The sequence below is a fragment of the Mycobacterium sp. NAZ190054 genome (assembly GCF_001545925.1).
Taxonomy (GTDB): domain Bacteria; phylum Actinomycetota; class Actinomycetes; order Mycobacteriales; family Mycobacteriaceae; genus Mycobacterium.
Genome location: NZ_LMVQ01000063.1, coordinates 1 through 14,207, shown reverse-complemented (window position 1 = coordinate 14,207; position 14,207 = coordinate 1). Strand labels below are relative to the sequence as shown.

Below are 14,207 nucleotides of genomic sequence, written 5' to 3'. Positions count from 1 at the left end.
CGGCGGCGGCCAGGGCCTCCGCCTCGGCGGCTTCGGCTTCGGCTTCCTCGACGAGCGCACGAGCCTCGTCGGAATCCGTCGCGACGCCGGATTCCACGGTCGATTCTTCGACGCGATCGGCGTCGATCACCGAGTCGCGGCGCCTGAAAGACGGCACAACCGACCTCCTTGTCTGCAGGTTCATTCGCACGATAGCCACTATGAGAATGTCATTCTTCTTTTTTGAGTATCGCGTTGACGATACCCCGGTCTCACTGGCCGGGACAGCGCCCCGACGGCGGGAAATGCCGGTTCCGGGCGGGGCAACCGCTCAGCTTCGGTGGTTCCGCAGCTGGTCTTTCATCACCTTGCCGGTGGCGTTCAACGGCAACTCGTCGAGGAACTCTACATACCGCGGCACCTTGAAACCGGCCATTCGGTCACGACACCACGCGATCAACCCGTCGGCGGTCAACTCGTCGCCGGCCGGCTTCGGCACCACGAAGGCCATGCCGACCTGCCCGAGACGTTCGTCCGGCACGCCGATGACCGCCGCCTGCGCCACGGCCGGGTGCTCCATGAGGAAGCCCTCGATCTCGGCGGGGTAGGCGTTGAACCCGCCGACGATGTACATGTCCTTCTTGCGGCCGACGATGCGCAGGCGGCCCGCGTCGTCGAGCGTTCCGAGGTCCCCGGTGTGCAGCCAGCCGTCCGGATCGATCGCCTCGGCAGTCGCGGCGGGATCGTCGAGGTAGCCCTGCATCACGGTGTAGCCGCGGATCAGCACCTCGCCGTCGTCGGCGATGCGCAGTTCGACACCGTCGCAGGCCACGCCCGCCGTGGTCGCGATGTCTTCGAACGAATCCCCCGGCCGCGACAGCGTGGCAGTGCCCGCCTCGGTGAGTCCGTAACCCGTCGCGAGTGTCCGGAAGGGCAGCTCCTCGTGCACGCGCCGAACCAGCTCCACCGGGATGTCCGCCGCGCCCGTCACCCCGGCGCGCAGTGTGGCCAGCTTCGACTTGTCCGCCACCCCCAGCAGCGAGTGGTAAAGGGTGGGTGGACCGGGAAGCATCGTGACACGCTCTGCGGCAATGAGTTCCACCACGCGATCGACCTCGAACACCGGCACCGGCAGCATGGTGGCGCCGCGGATGAAGGAGGCGATGAGCCCGGCCTTGTAGCCGAAGGTGTGGAAGTACGGGTTGATCATCAGGTAGCGGTCACCCTGCCGCAGGTCGGCCAGGTCGCACCACTCCTCGTACAACCGCAGATTCTGGCGATGGTTCATCATCACGCCCTTGGGCCGCCCGGTGGTCCCGGAGGTGAAGATGATGTCGGAGATGTCGCTGCCGTCGACGGGACGGCTGAACGGCGCACCGCTGCCGAGGAAGTCGGACTTGAGGTCGATCACCGGCACGCCGGCCGGAGCGACATAGTCCACGCCGAGGAAACCCTGCTGCACCAGAACCGCTTTCGCGCCGCTGCGGCTGATGATGTCGGCCGCCTCGTCGGCCTTGAAGCGGGTGTTCACCGGCACCAGCACCCCGCCCGCGGTGAGCAGCCCGAACGCGGCGACGATCCACTCGGCGCTGTTGGGCGCCCAGATCGCGGCCCGCTCGCCCTTGGCGATGCCGAGATCGGCGAAAGCGCCTGCGGCGCAACGGATGCGCTCGACCACTTCGGTGAACGACAGGCGCAGCGGACCGTCGACGACCGCTTCCGCGTCGCCGAACCGGTCCGCCGCGCCGGCGACCATCTCGGGGATGGTCTGCCACTTACTGATGGCGCTACTCCTCATCGGGCGCGGGGCGCCCTTGATCGTCGCAGCGCGTGCGCTTCGTACGTCACGTGGTGACGAGACGTCCCAGGTTGCCGCCCATGATCTTGGCCTGATCCTCGACGGAGAGATGCTCGAGCGCGGTGACATAGTGCGTCGGCTCGGCCAGACCCTCCGGATGCGGCCAGTCGGAACCGTAGAGCACCTGGTCCACGCCGATCAGGTTGATCAGGTCGTCGATGCCCTCCTCGTAGAAGGGGCTGACGTAGATGCGGTTCTTGATCTCCTCGATCGGGTTGCCCAGGAACGCCTCGGGAGCCTTCTTGTACACCTCGGCCATCGAGTCGAGCAGCGGGAACATCCATTTCGAGCCGGCCTCGACGATGCCCACCTTGAGCTTCGGGAACCGGAACAGCGCGCCGTGGATCACCCAGGACGCCACCGCATCCTGGATCGGGCGCCACTCGTTGAGGATCGACATGGCGTTGGTCTGGAACGGCAGCATCTCCTGCGCCTGGCCGTCCCACTCGGAGGTGTAGCGCGAGTAACCGCTGTCCGAGGAGTGCATGCCGACGAAGATGTCGTGATGAACCACCCGCTCCCAGAACGGGTCGAACTCGGGCAGTGCGAACGAACGCGGCCCGCGGAAGCCGGGCACCGGAGCGGGGCGGATCAGGATCGCGCGGGCACCGCGCTTGACCGCCCACTCCAGCTCCTCGATCGCCTTCTCGACGATGGGCAGGGTGATCACCGGTGTGGTGAAGATGCGGTTCTGGTAGTTGAACCCCCACACCTCGTCCAGCCACTGGTTGAGCGCGTGGATGATGACGTGGATGGCCACCGGGTCGTCGGACAGGCGCTCCTCGATCAGGCTCGCCAGCGTCGGGAACATCAGGCTGCGGTCGACGCCCAGCTCGTCCATCACCTTGATGCGCGGCTCGGGCTCGAAGAACGCCGGGATCGCCTTCATCGGCTCACCGAACAACTCACGCTTGCTCTTGCCGTCCGGGTTGCCGTACTTGAAGTACTCCTCCCAGGCACCCGGCTTGGCGACCACCGAGAAGGTCGGGTTCGGGATGTAGTTGCTGATCTGCCCCTTGAGCGCGATCTTGGTGCGCCCGTTGACCTCGACGTACTGGACGATGTCCTTGTACTCCTTGGGCAGGTACTTCGTCATCGCCTCCGGCGGCTCGTACAGGTGGTTGTCCGCATCGAACAGCGGGAACGGGATCTCCACCCGGTGCGACAGTTGTCCCATGAAAGACTCCTTTTCCTATCGAGAGAATCGTATTCTCATTTGCGGGAGGCCGCAACGACCAACCCGTCGCCGGCCGCGACCTGCTGCCGGATCACGTACTTCTGGACCTTCCCGCTCGCGGTGCGGGGGAAGTCGTCCACCCGGTGCAACTCCTCGGGCCACTTCTGGGCCGCCACACCGGTCTGCCTGAAGTGCGCGCGCACCTCGTCGAGGGTCGGCATCGCGTGACCGTCACGGATCCGCAGGACCGCCGCGGCGTGCTCGCCCAACCGCGGGTCCGGAGCGGCGACCACGACCGCCTCGGCGACGGACGGCATCGCCAGCAGCACCTCCTCCACCTCCAGCGCGCTGATGTTCTCGCCGCCGCGGATGATCACGTCGGACTTGCGGTCGGTGATGGTCAGGTAACCGTCCTCGTCGAGCACGCCGATGTCGCCGGTGCGGTACCAGCCGTCGTCGTCGAACGCCCGCGCGGTCAGTTCGTCGTCGGTGTAGCCCAGGCACAGATCCGGTCCGCGGCTGAAGATCTCGCCGTCGGGCCCGAGCCGGATCTCCACACCGGGGCGGGGGTTGCCGTCGGTGAAGAGACGTTTCGCCGCAGGCGCACTGGGCCGGGAACCGGTGATCGACGGATGCTCGGTGCTGCCGTAGGACCGGAACACGAACATCCCCAGATCGGTGAGGCGCTGCGTGACGGCGGCGGGCACCGTCGAGCCGCCCAGGCCGACGGTCTTGAAGGACCGCAGGTGCTCGGGCCGGCAGTCGGGGTGGTCGAGCAGGCTGGTGACGAAGTAGGGCGGCCCGCCTCCGATCGAGAGTCCCTCGCTCTCGATGAGCTGGAGCACCCGGCCCGGATCCCAGACGTCACACAGATCGATCGGTGCGCCCTCGAGCACCGGGATCAGGAAGGCGCCGACCATGCCGATGAAGTGCCCGACCGGGGTCGCGGTCAACTGGCGCCCGCGGTCGGGCGGATAGTTCGCCAGCAGCTGGCGGGTCTCGAAGCTCAGGGTCTGATGACTGTGGACGACGCCCTTGGGGTCGCGGGTGGTGCCGGAGGTGAACGCGATCAGCGCCGGCCCGGCCGGATCGGCCGGAACCGTTCCGGTCAACGGTTCCTCGGAGAGCAGGGCCTCGAACGCGTACTCGTTGGGCGCGCCCGATCCGGCACCGGCGACCAGGCCGACGACCGGCACGTCGGCGCACAGGTCGGGCTGGTACCGCATGCGGCCGAATTCCGCGGTCGTGACGAACACCCGCGGCTTGGCCGTGGCCAGGATGTGGGCCAGCTCCTTGCGGCCGTAGAAGTGCACGATCGGCACGATCACCGCCCCGAGGAACGCCGACGCCCAGAACACGACCGCGGCCTCCCGCCAGTTCGGCAGCTGCATCGCCACCACGTCGCCGGGTCCGACCCCGAGGCGGCGCAGGCCCGCGGCCAACCGCCGGGCCTCGTGTTCGACCTCGCCGAACGTGCCCCGGTAGGGCCGGACCGACGAGTGCACGTAGAAGCCCGTCTCGGGACTGTCCGCCAGCCCCCGGGCCAGTAGGTCGCCCAGGGTTTCCGGGGTCCAGTAGCCCTCCCGCTCGTAGCGTCTGACGAGCTCAGCAGGAATCCTTCGCATGGCAGTGCGCCACCTTCCCGTCCGCGGAGGAGATGCCAGGCGATGTTATTCTCCCCCTGCGAGAATGCCAATACCGAGGAGGGAGAACGCTTGATGGTCGACCTCGAAATCGACGACGGTCTGGCGGTCATCACCATCGATCGCCCCCATGCGCGCAACGCGATCTCGCTGGAGACCATGGACCAGCTCGACAAGGCGCTCGACGGCGCCGCGGGTGCGGCGGCGCTGGCGCTGACCGGCGCCGGCGACAAGGCGTTCGTCTCAGGCGGCGATCTCAAGGAACTGAGCGCGCTGCGCACCGAGGAACAGGCCGCGGCGATGGCGTTCCGCATGCGGTCGATCTGCGATCGCATCGCCGGCTTCCCCGGTCCGGTGCTGGCCGCCCTCAACGGCCACGCCCTCGGTGGCGGCGCGGAGTTCGCGGTGGCGGCCGACGTCCGCGTGGCCGCCGACGACATCAAGATCGGTTTCAATCAGGTGGCGCTCGCGATCATGCCGGCCTGGGGCGGGGCCGAGCGGCTGGTGAACCTCGTCGGCTACAGCCGGGCCCTGCTCCTGGCGGGCACCGGCCGGATCGTGTCGGCCGTCGAAGCCGAACGCATCGGCCTCGTCGACCAGGTGATCCCGCGCGCCTCGTTCGACCACCAGTGGCGCGTCGTCGCCCGCGCGCTGGCCTCCGTCCCCGCCGGCGAGGTCAAGCGCGTCATGCGCGGTGTTCCGACCACCGAGGCCGTCGCGGCCTTCGCGCGCCTGTGGGTGTCCGACGAGCACTGGGCCGCCGCCGACAAGGTGATGAACAAGGGCCGATAGCCCCGCTACGCGCCCAGTTCCCGAACCGGATCGCGCCCGTCCCAGTCCGCCGCCGCGTCCCGCACGAAGGTCGCCATCCCGTGCGTCATCGCGTTGAGCTCCATGATCTCGATGACTGCCGCCGGGCCACCGGGCGGTTCCAGGTAGGCGAATCTGGTCCCGACATCCTGGCCCCCGGCCCACACGACCGGCCAGCCCGCCGCGGCCACCGCCGCCATCGTGGCGTCGAAATCCTCGGTCCAGTAGGCCAGTTGGTGGAATCCGGGCCCCGCCGCGGTCAGGAACTCGGTGAAGATGCTCGGCGTCCGGTCGTCCTGACAGATGAGCTCGACCTGCAGGTCTCCGCTGTTGGCCAACGCCAGCGACAGCGTGATCTCACACGGCTCACCGCGATAGGTCACCCGCTGCGGCATGCTTCTGATCACGTGCCACGGCCCGATGCCGAGTGCCACCCAGCTGTCCAGGGCACGGTCCAGATCATCGACGACGTAACCGATCTGGCGGATGGGTCCGGGAAGGATCATGCGCCGCACGGTAACAAGGCCGGCCGCGCGCCGTCCCGGCATCCGACCGACGTGTTCTCTCTGGACGAGAACGCCATTTCCGATTATCGTCAAGCCGTGTCCACCACACAGCGCGCGCTCGCGCCCGAAATCTCCACCTGGCCGGACGACGATCCTCAGCTGATCGGCAGCACCTGCGGCAGCTGCGGGGCCACCACGTTCCCGGTGCAGCAACGGTGCCCGAAATGCAGCGGCGGCGAGATGTCCGATGTACTGCTGCCGCGGCGCGGCACGCTGATCGCCTGGACGACGCAGGGCTTCCCGCCGGGTGCCCCGTACAAGGGCCCGGCCGGCAAGGATTTCGTGCCCTTCGGCGTCGGCCTCGTCCAACTCGACGACGTGGTCCGGGTCGAGGGCCGGCTCACCGAGAACGACCCGGCGAAGCTGCAGTTCGGCCAACAGGTCGAGTTGACGATGATCCCGTTCACCACCGATGAGGACGGCGCCGAAATCGTCACCTTCGCGTTCCGTCCGATCGACAACTAGAGGAGTGCGGCGATGACCACTTCCGCAAACGACGTCGCGATCATCGGCGTGGGCCTGCATCCTTTCGGCCGGTTCGACAAGACCGCGATGCAGATGGGTGCCGAGGCGATCCAGTCCGCGCTCACCGACGCAGGCGTCGACTGGAAGGACATCCAGTTCGGGTTCGGCGGCAGCTACGAGGTGTCCAACCCCGACGCCGTCACCCGACTGGTCGGCCTCACGGGTATCACGTTCACCAACGTGTTCAACGCGTGCGCCACCGCGGCCTCGGCGATTCAGCAGACCGCCGACACCATCCGACTCGGCAAGTACGACATCGGTATCGCGATCGGGCTGGACAAGCACCCGCGCGGCGCCTTCACCGACGACCCCGCCAAACTCGCGCTCCCCCAGTGGTACGCCGAGAACGGGCAGTTCGTGACGACGAAGTTCTTCGGCATGAAGGCCAACCACTACATCCACAAGCACAACATCTCGCAGGAGACGCTGGCGCGCGTGGCCAACAAGAACTTCCGCAACGGTGCGCTGAACCCGAATGCGTTCCGCCGCAAGGAGATCTCGGTGGACGAGATCCTAAACTCGACCGTGCTGAACTACCCGCTGACGCAGTACATGTTCTGCGCCCCGGACGAGGGCGCGGCCGCGGTCATCATGTGCCGGGGGGACATCGCCCACAGGTTCACCGACAAACCGGTGTTCGTGCGCGCCAGTGAGATTCGCACGCGCACCTTCGGTGCGTACGAGGTGCACGCGACCTCGGCCCCGCTGGACGAGGACCCGTCACCCACCGTGTACGCCGCCAGGGCCGCCTACGAGGCCGCGGGCATCGGGCCCGAGGACGTCGACATCGCCCAGCTGCAGGACACCGACGCGGGCGCCGAGGTCATCCACATGGCCGAGACGGGCCTGTGCGCGGACGGTGAGCAGGAGAAGCTGCTGGCCGACGGCGCGACCGAGATCCACGGCAGCATCCCGGTCAACACCGACGGCGGACTGATCGCCAACGGGGAGCCGATCGGCGCCTCCGGGCTGCGCCAGGTGCACGAGCTGGTCAGGCAGTTGCGCGGCGAAGCCGGCGACCGGCAGGTGCCGGGACAGCCGCGCGTCGGACTCGCGCAGGTCTACGGGGCGCCGGGCACGGCGTCGGCAACGATCCTGTCGCTGTAGCGCTTACGCGCCCTGGAAGGTGAGTAGCCGATCGGCTACTGTCGGTGGCGCGGGGTAGCCGGACGGCTACCGGCCCGCTCCGGCGAAGAAGGGGAGGCGCATGCAGATACTCGCCGAAGCCGAGGACCTGCCCCGGACCACCGCGATCAGAACCCAGCTCGTCAGCCTGTGGACCGCCGCGGTCTTCGGCGTCGTGCTGCTGATCGCGTTCGTCGCGTTCCCCGGCTTCTTCCCGCCGATGCCGCCGGACCTTCCGCCCGCCGAGGTCGCCTCTTTCTACGCCGACAACGCGGCGCTGATCCGGTTCAGCATGATCACCTACAACCTCTGCGCGATCATGCTGCTGCCGTTCTTCATGGTGATCGTCGTGCAGATGAAGCGGATGACGACCCAGAGTCATGCGCTGGCGTACTGCTACCTGACCGCGGTGGTCAGCGGAGCCACGATCTTCGCGCTGGCCGACATCTTCTACCTGGTGGCCGCGTTCCGGCCCGAGCGCAGTCCCGAGCTGGTGCAGCTGGTCAACGATCTCGCCTGGATCACCCTCGTCGCCCCGGTCGGGATGGTGGTCGCGCAGAATCTGCTGCTGGCCGCGGCGGTCTACTTCGACACGGGCAGGCACGGCAGCCCCCGCCCGGTGTTCCCGCGCTGGGTCGGCCATTTCGCCGTCGTCACCGGCCTCGCGATGGCCCCGGCCGCGGCCGCGGCGGTGGCCCGCACCGGGCCGTTGGCCTGGGACGGCGCCGTGTCGTTCTTGTTGCGCTTTGTCGCCTTCGCCGCGTTTCTCCTCGTGATGTTCTTCGTGCTGCGGAACACGTTGCGCCGGCAGGCGATCGAGGAAGGCATCGCGCGATGAGCACGGCGACGCCGGCCGTCCGGACTCCGGCGTCCGACACCGCGGTACCGCGCGCAGGCAAACGCGACATTTGGTTGGTGTTCTGGATCGTGCCCGCGTTCTACACCGCGTTCGGCGTCATCTTCTTCGCGCTGGCGCGGGTGATGCCGCCGCCGCGGCCCGACATCACCGTTTCCCAGCAGGTGGATTTCTTCGCCGCACACTCCACCACGATCCAGATCGGCTTCGGGATCCTGATCCTCATCGTCGGCGGCGCCGGGGTGGCCAACGGCATCGTGGCCTACCACATGAAGCGGATGTCGACCGGCTCGACGTTGGCCTACGCCTACGTCGGATCGATGGCGGTCGGCGCGCTGCCCGGCTGCCTGCTGGTCGCGTTCTGCTTCCTGGCGGCGGTGTACCGGCCCGACCGCGATCCCGAGCTGCTGGCGCTGCTGTACGACCTGGGGCTGCTGTCCTACGTGGGGTCGCTCGGCTGCTTCACCACCGCGTACTTCGCCTTCGCCGTCGCGATCCTCTATGACCGCAACCAGATCTTCCCCAAGTGGCTGGCCTACGTCACGGTCTGGCAGATCGTCACCGAGATCCTGGCCGTGCCGGTGTTCGTCTCCAAGGCCGGCCCGTTCGCCTGGAACGGATCGATCTCGTTCTGGATGGGCACGGTGATCTTCGGCGTCTGGCTCTCCTGCGTCATCTATTTCCTCAAGCGCGCCAACGAACTCCAGCCCGCGGACGAGGCGCCGCTGCCATGACGGAGATGACGAGGGCTACCGGGAGCACACGCACCCGCCCGGGCGCAGACATGACCTCGCACCTGCCCGGTGACATGAACATGTGGGTGATGGTGCTGGGCGATCTGGTGATCTTCGGCGCCTACTTCGTGATCTTCATGGTGCACCGCACCATGGCCCCGCAGAGTTTCCTGGACGCCCAGCAACACCTGAACCTCAACATCGGTGTCCTGAACACCCTTGTGCTGCTGACGAGTTCGTGGTTCGTCGCCCGCAGTGTGCTGGCCGCCCGCGGTGGGGACCATCCCGCCGCGCTGCGCTTGACCTACTGCGGCGCGGGCTGCGGCGTGCTGTTCGTCGCCATCAAGGCCTACGAGTGGACGATGAAGATCGCCGAGGGCCACACGATGGCCGGCAGCGAGTTCTTCATGTTCTACTACATGCTCACCGGCGTGCACCTGTTCCATGTGGCGCTGGGCCTGTTGATCATGGGGATCGTCGTGCGGGAGCTGCGCAACCCGCGGAAGCGGCGCATGTCCATGGTCGAATCCGGGGCGATCTACTGGCACATGGTCGACCTGCTGTGGGTGGTCATCTTCGGCCTGCTGTACGTGATGAGGTGACCACGATGACCGCGACGACGACGGGCGCTTCGGCCCAGAACCGCGCCATCACGCTTGCCTGGCTTGGCCTTTCGGCGATCACGCTGCTGTCATGGTGGCTGGCGCCCGGCCATTCCGGCGGTCACGCCGACCCCAGTGTCCCCATCACCGTCGCCGCGATCCTGCTGGGCTTCGTCAAGTGCCGCATGATCATCCGCTACTTCATGGAGGTGCGCACGGCGCCGCGCTGGTTGCGCCGCGGCACCGATGCGTGGCTGGTCGTGTTGTGGACGGCCGTCCTGGTGGTCTACCTCTGGTGAGAAGTGTCCGGCGGCCCGGGAAGATCCGGCAGCGGGTCCCCTTCCAGGCGCCGGATCCACTCCTCGCAGAACGCGAACGTCTCCGCGTGGCCGGTGTCCATTCCGAGCGCCCGCTCCATCACCAGGGCCTGCGACACGCTCGTCGCGAACACCGTCCACACCACCGGCGGCACCTCGGTCGACCCCACCCCGTAGCGTTGCAGGGCGTCGGAGATCGCGCGGTTCTGCTCCTGCCTGAAACGCTCGGCGTAGTACACGATCTCGGCCCGCAGGGCTTTGCGGTGGTTCGCCAGGCCCATGAATTCCATCGTCAGTCGGGTCGCCTCGGGGGCGGTACTGAACCGCCACAGCGCCCACAGCGGCTGTGGCGACTGCAGCGCGGTGGTCAGCACCGCCAGCCCTTCCTCGGCCCGGCGGTGGAAGACGGCCAGGAACAGGTCCTCCATGGTGCGGAAGTAGTAGTGCACCAACTGAGGTTTCAGGCCCGCCCGGTCGGCCACCCGGCGGGAGGTCACGGCGGCGTAACCCTCCTCGAGGAGCAGCTGTTCGGCTGCATCGAGCAGCACCACCCGATTCTTCGCGTCCGGCGCCCCGATTCGTCGCGGCGATGCCATGCCAACTCCCACCTCTGTCGTCGATGCCCCCACAGCGTGACACCACCGGTCCGCACCGGCATGCAGATCGTGACATCCCGGGAACGCGCCGATCTTGACCCTAACTCCGGCACCATGCTAAGCAGGTGCTCAGCATATTTTCGTGAATACCACCACACCCGCCAGCCCCGGGAGGCCTCGGACATGACCGACTTCGACACGATCGACTACTTCACCGATCCCTCCCTGGTGCCGGACCCGCATCCGTACTTCGACCATCTGCGCAGCAAGTGTCCGGTGGTCCGGGAACCCAATTACGGCGTGCTGGCGGTCACCGGTTACGAGGAGGCCGCGGTAGTGCTCAAGGACGCGGACACCTTCTCGTCCTGCATCGCCGTCGCGGGGCCCTTCCCGCCGCTGCCGTTCACCCCCGAAGGTGACGACATCACCGACCAGATCACCGCGCACCGCCCTCAGATGCCGATGTTCGAGCACATGGTCACCATGGACCCGCCGGACCACACCAACGCACGTTCGCTGCTGAACCGGCTGCTGACGCCCAGCCGGCTCAAGGAGAACGAGGACTTCATGTGGCGGCTGGCCGACGAGGTGCTCGACGACTTCATCGCCGCCGGGCGCTGCGAGTTCCTGACCGCCTATGCGAAGCCGTTCTCGCTGTTGGTGATCGCCGACATGCTGGGTGTGCCCGAGGCCGACCACGAAGAGTTCCGCACCGTGCTGGGCGCCCCGCGGCCCGGCGCCAACGTCGGCTCGCTCGACCACAGCGACCTGGTCGGCGCCAACCCGCTGGAATGGCTCGACGAGAAATTCATCGCCTACCTGGAGGAACGGCGCGAGAACCCGCGCGACGACGTGCTCACCGCGTTGGCGACGGCCAAGTACCCGGACGGGTCGACCCCGCCGGTGATCGAGGTGGTCCGCTCGGCGACGTTCCTGTTCGCCGCCGGGCAGGAGACCACCACCAAGTTGCTCACGGCGTCGCTGCGGGTGCTGGGCGACCATCCCGAGGTCCAGGAGCGGTTGCGCCGCGACCGCAGCCGCATCCCGGTCTTCATCGAGGAGGCGCTGCGGATGGACGCGCCGGTCAAGAGCCAGTTCCGGTTGGCCAAGAAGAACACCAAGGTCGGAGACATGGACGTACCCGCAGGCACCACGCTGATGGTGTGCCCCGGTGCGGTCAACCGCGACCCCGGTCGCTTCGAGCATCCGCACGAATTCGACCTGGACCGCAAGAACGTTCGCGAACACATCGCGTTCGGTCGCGGCGTGCACTCGTGCCCGGGCGGGCCGCTGGCCCGCGTCGAGGGCCGGGTGTCGATCGAACGGATCCTGGACCGGATGTCCGACATCGCGATCGACGAGGAACTGCACGGCCCCCCCGGTGCGCGCCGCTACAACTACGAGCCGACGTTCATCCTGCGCGGACTCACCGAGCTGAACATCACATTCGACCCGGTGCGCTAGGCAGACCGACGATTCCGGCACGGTGACAGAAGCTCCGTTCTAAAATCCGAAAATGGTGTTCTGCAAAGCGGTTCCGATCCTCGCCGCATCCGTGACCGGATTGGTTGCGGCCGGCGTCGTCGGCACGGGTGGCACGGCTGTCGCTCAGCCCCCGCTGCATCACATCCGCTACACGGTCGGCGCCGCACAGGACATCACCAACGCCGAGATCTACTACCGCGAGAAGGATCCGCCGAACTGGGCCGAGTACAGCCACAATCCGTATCTGTTCACCCCCAACGTCGAGGCCAACCTCGGCCCGAACAAGCCGTGGGTGTTCGAGACCTGGTTGGCCGACCCCGCGCAGTGGTCGATGGTCGTGGTCGGCTTGCCGACCACTCAGACGCCCGAGCTGGCGCCACCGGGGTTCGTGTGCGAATTGAGGGTCGACGACGTGGTGGTGGCCACCGATTCCGGTCTCCGCGGAGCACTCTGCTCGCAGCGCCCCTGGTAGCGGTCCGCCCCTCGGCGAGGGGGCGGCGCCGTTCTACTGCGGTGGCGGGTTGCCGCCGCCGACGGAGGTGTCACCACGCTCCCAGTAGGACCGGTTGTCCTTGGCGATGCAGGTCAGGAACAGCCCGTCCGGCGCCTGGGCCACCCCGCCGTCGAGTGACGGACACAGGTCACCGACGTTCTTGATGCCGTGCATCTCCGGAGAACGGAACCAGCGCGGCTCGTATCGCCGCGGGGACCCGCAGAACACCAGACGGCCCCAATCCGTCACTCCGAACACGTAATACGTGGTGTTGGAGCAGTAGGAGCCCAGTACCACGTTCGGCTGGATTCCGGGCGTGCAGTTCGGATAGTTGCACTCCCCGCCAGGCGGTGGCGGCGGGGGGACCGCAGCCGCCGGCGCCGCCGTCAGGACTGCCGGGGCCGCCAGAGCAGCAAGCGCTGCGACAAGGGATCGCATCCGCACATTTTCCCATGCGGCGGAACGAAATTCTCGCTTTTGAAGAGCGTAACTGTCGGCGACGATAGGCTGAAGCCATGCGCGTAACACGGGTGTTGGGTGGCGTCGCGGCGACGGCGACGGCTGTGCTGGGAAGTGTGATCATCGCCCCGACGGCCCAGGCCCAGGACTGGGGGGTCGACATCACCGGCACCTGGAGCGTGTACTCCGACGGTGCATGGGCCAGAACCAACGAGGTGAAGATCAAGCAGCAGTCGGTCCTGGAGACCTGGACGGTGAACACCTCGTGCGTGAGTCCGATCGAGTGCAGCGGCGAGGTCAAGAGCAGCCTGGGCTGGACCGGCACGATCCGGCTCGACGATTTCTGGTTCGTCGATCACGTCGTCCCGAACTGGATGCCATGCCCTGACGGCACTTTCGCCACCGGCTATCAGAAGTTCATCCTGTGGGGTATGGATCCGGTGCAGGAGCGGCGGACCACCAGGGACATCACCACCTTCGGCGGGCGCAACATCACCAAGAGCGACAGCGGCGCGTGCGGCGTCAACAAGGCGAAGGTGATCGAGCTGCCGGTGCGGGCGGAGAAGCTCTCCTGAAGCCGCCGCGCGACGCCGGAGAACTTGCCGGGTAGGCGATTCCGTTCCGAGGGGCCGTCGTTCGACGGCCCCGGCGTCACACCGGCAGCAGATCCTTCCAGGACTTCGGCGCCGAACCCGCAGCGACAGTGTTGATCTGATGCAGCGCGCCGTCCGCGGTCAGGTACTGCCCGGTCTGCGGGTCGTACGTCGCAGACGTGATGCTCGGCCCCCCGGACGCGTCGCCGTCGAAGGCACTCGGGGCGACTGGCGTCGCACCGGGGGGCGCCAGGACAGACTGACCCGGCAGCGGCGGGGCCTGGCCGGGCGGACACTGCGGCGGTGGCGGTTGGGCGCGGCCGACCGGTGACGCGGTCAGTTCGATCAATGGCAGAGTTGTCAGAACGACGGCTGACACGGCGATGTGG

General features: G+C 67.5%; 17 protein-coding genes. 10 read left to right on the top strand and 7 right to left on the bottom strand.

The window, feature by feature from the left end; genetic code table 11:
• Positions 1-310 precede the first annotated feature (310 nt).
• The 3 genes from ASJ79_RS06210 to ASJ79_RS06200 are packed head-to-tail and all read right to left on the bottom strand — an operon-like array spanning position 311 to position 4,639.
• On the bottom strand, positions 311-1,777 hold the full coding sequence (locus ASJ79_RS06210) for a FadD3 family acyl-CoA ligase (RefSeq protein ID WP_067953859.1): 1,467 nt from the start codon (positions 1,775-1,777) through the stop codon (positions 311-313).
• A gap of 46 nt (positions 1,778-1,823) precedes the next feature.
• Positions 1,824-3,014 (bottom strand): amidohydrolase family protein, encoded by a 1,191-nt coding sequence (locus ASJ79_RS06205; protein ID WP_067953858.1) that lies wholly within the window; start codon positions 3,012-3,014, stop codon positions 1,824-1,826.
• A 35-nt stretch (positions 3,015-3,049) separates the two neighbouring features.
• A complete protein-coding gene (locus tag ASJ79_RS06200; protein WP_067953857.1) occupies positions 3,050-4,639 on the bottom strand; it encodes an AMP-binding protein in 1,590 nt (529 codons plus the stop codon).
• 93 nt (positions 4,640-4,732) lie between these two features.
• On the opposite strand from ASJ79_RS06200, the gene ASJ79_RS06195 reads away from it, so the two are divergent.
• Positions 4,733-5,449 (top strand): enoyl-CoA hydratase/isomerase family protein, encoded by a 717-nt coding sequence (locus tag ASJ79_RS06195; protein WP_067953856.1) that lies wholly within the window; start codon positions 4,733-4,735, stop codon positions 5,447-5,449.
• A 5-nt stretch (positions 5,450-5,454) separates the two neighbouring features.
• Here ASJ79_RS06195 and ASJ79_RS06190 read toward each other — a convergent pair whose 3' ends face one another.
• Positions 5,455-5,973, bottom strand: coding sequence for a VOC family protein (locus ASJ79_RS06190; protein ID WP_067953855.1), 519 nt, complete (start codon positions 5,971-5,973; stop codon positions 5,455-5,457).
• A 96-nt stretch (positions 5,974-6,069) separates the two neighbouring features.
• On the opposite strand from ASJ79_RS06190, the gene ASJ79_RS06185 reads away from it, so the two are divergent.
• The 6 genes from ASJ79_RS06185 (at position 6,070) to ASJ79_RS06160 (ending at position 10,174) form a co-directional block, all read left to right on the top strand.
• Complete coding sequence (locus ASJ79_RS06185) at positions 6,070-6,498, top strand: Zn-ribbon domain-containing OB-fold protein (RefSeq protein ID WP_067953862.1); 429 nt, start codon at positions 6,070-6,072, stop codon at positions 6,496-6,498.
• A gap of 12 nt (positions 6,499-6,510) precedes the next feature.
• Positions 6,511-7,665: a thiolase family protein gene (locus ASJ79_RS06180; protein ID WP_067953854.1), complete on the top strand. Its 1,155-nt coding sequence runs from the start codon at positions 6,511-6,513 to the stop codon at positions 7,663-7,665.
• Positions 7,666-7,765: 100 nt separating this feature from the next.
• Complete coding sequence (locus ASJ79_RS06175; RefSeq protein WP_067953853.1) at positions 7,766-8,521, top strand: hypothetical protein; 756 nt, start codon at positions 7,766-7,768, stop codon at positions 8,519-8,521.
• Positions 8,518-9,273, top strand: coding sequence for a hypothetical protein (locus ASJ79_RS06170; RefSeq protein ID WP_067953852.1), 756 nt, complete (start codon positions 8,518-8,520; stop codon positions 9,271-9,273). The genes ASJ79_RS06175 and ASJ79_RS06170 overlap by 4 nt, the downstream gene beginning before the upstream one ends.
• 5 nt (positions 9,274-9,278) lie before the next feature.
• Positions 9,279-9,875, top strand: a complete 597-nt coding sequence (locus ASJ79_RS06165; protein WP_067953861.1) for a cytochrome c oxidase subunit 3 — start codon at positions 9,279-9,281, stop codon at positions 9,873-9,875.
• Positions 9,876-9,880: 5 nt separating this feature from the next.
• The gene (locus tag ASJ79_RS06160) at positions 9,881-10,174 is read left to right on the top strand and encodes a cytochrome C oxidase subunit IV family protein (protein WP_067953860.1); all 294 of its coding nucleotides are present in this window, start codon (positions 9,881-9,883) and stop codon (positions 10,172-10,174) included.
• Here the strand turns inward: ASJ79_RS06160 and ASJ79_RS06155 are convergent.
• Positions 10,162-10,788 carry a TetR/AcrR family transcriptional regulator gene (locus tag ASJ79_RS06155; protein WP_067953851.1) on the bottom strand — a complete coding sequence of 209 codons (627 nt, stop codon included), beginning with the start codon at positions 10,786-10,788 and terminating at the stop codon, positions 10,162-10,164. The two genes, ASJ79_RS06160 and ASJ79_RS06155, sit on opposite strands and share 13 nt — an antisense overlap.
• A 183-nt stretch (positions 10,789-10,971) precedes the next feature.
• On the opposite strand from ASJ79_RS06155, the gene ASJ79_RS06150 reads away from it, so the two are divergent.
• Positions 10,972-12,252 carry a cytochrome P450 gene (locus ASJ79_RS06150; RefSeq protein WP_067953850.1) on the top strand — a complete coding sequence of 427 codons (1,281 nt, stop codon included), beginning with the start codon at positions 10,972-10,974 and terminating at the stop codon, positions 12,250-12,252.
• Between the two features lie 52 nt (positions 12,253-12,304).
• Positions 12,305-12,745 (top strand): hypothetical protein, encoded by a 441-nt coding sequence (locus tag ASJ79_RS06145; RefSeq protein ID WP_067953849.1) that lies wholly within the window; start codon positions 12,305-12,307, stop codon positions 12,743-12,745.
• Between the two features lie 33 nt (positions 12,746-12,778).
• Here ASJ79_RS06145 and ASJ79_RS06140 read toward each other — a convergent pair whose 3' ends face one another.
• Positions 12,779-13,204 (bottom strand): hypothetical protein, encoded by a 426-nt coding sequence (locus ASJ79_RS06140; protein ID WP_067953848.1) that lies wholly within the window; start codon positions 13,202-13,204, stop codon positions 12,779-12,781.
• 77 nt (positions 13,205-13,281) lie between these two features.
• On the opposite strand from ASJ79_RS06140, the gene ASJ79_RS06135 reads away from it, so the two are divergent.
• Complete coding sequence (locus tag ASJ79_RS06135; protein WP_067953847.1) at positions 13,282-13,800, top strand: hypothetical protein; 519 nt, start codon at positions 13,282-13,284, stop codon at positions 13,798-13,800.
• A 76-nt stretch (positions 13,801-13,876) separates the two neighbouring features.
• On the opposite strand, the gene ASJ79_RS06130 is transcribed toward ASJ79_RS06135, so the two are convergent.
• The gene (locus ASJ79_RS06130) at positions 13,877-14,203 is read right to left on the bottom strand and encodes a hypothetical protein (RefSeq protein WP_231750744.1); all 327 of its coding nucleotides are present in this window, start codon (positions 14,201-14,203) and stop codon (positions 13,877-13,879) included.
• Positions 14,204-14,207: the final 4 nt, after the last annotated feature.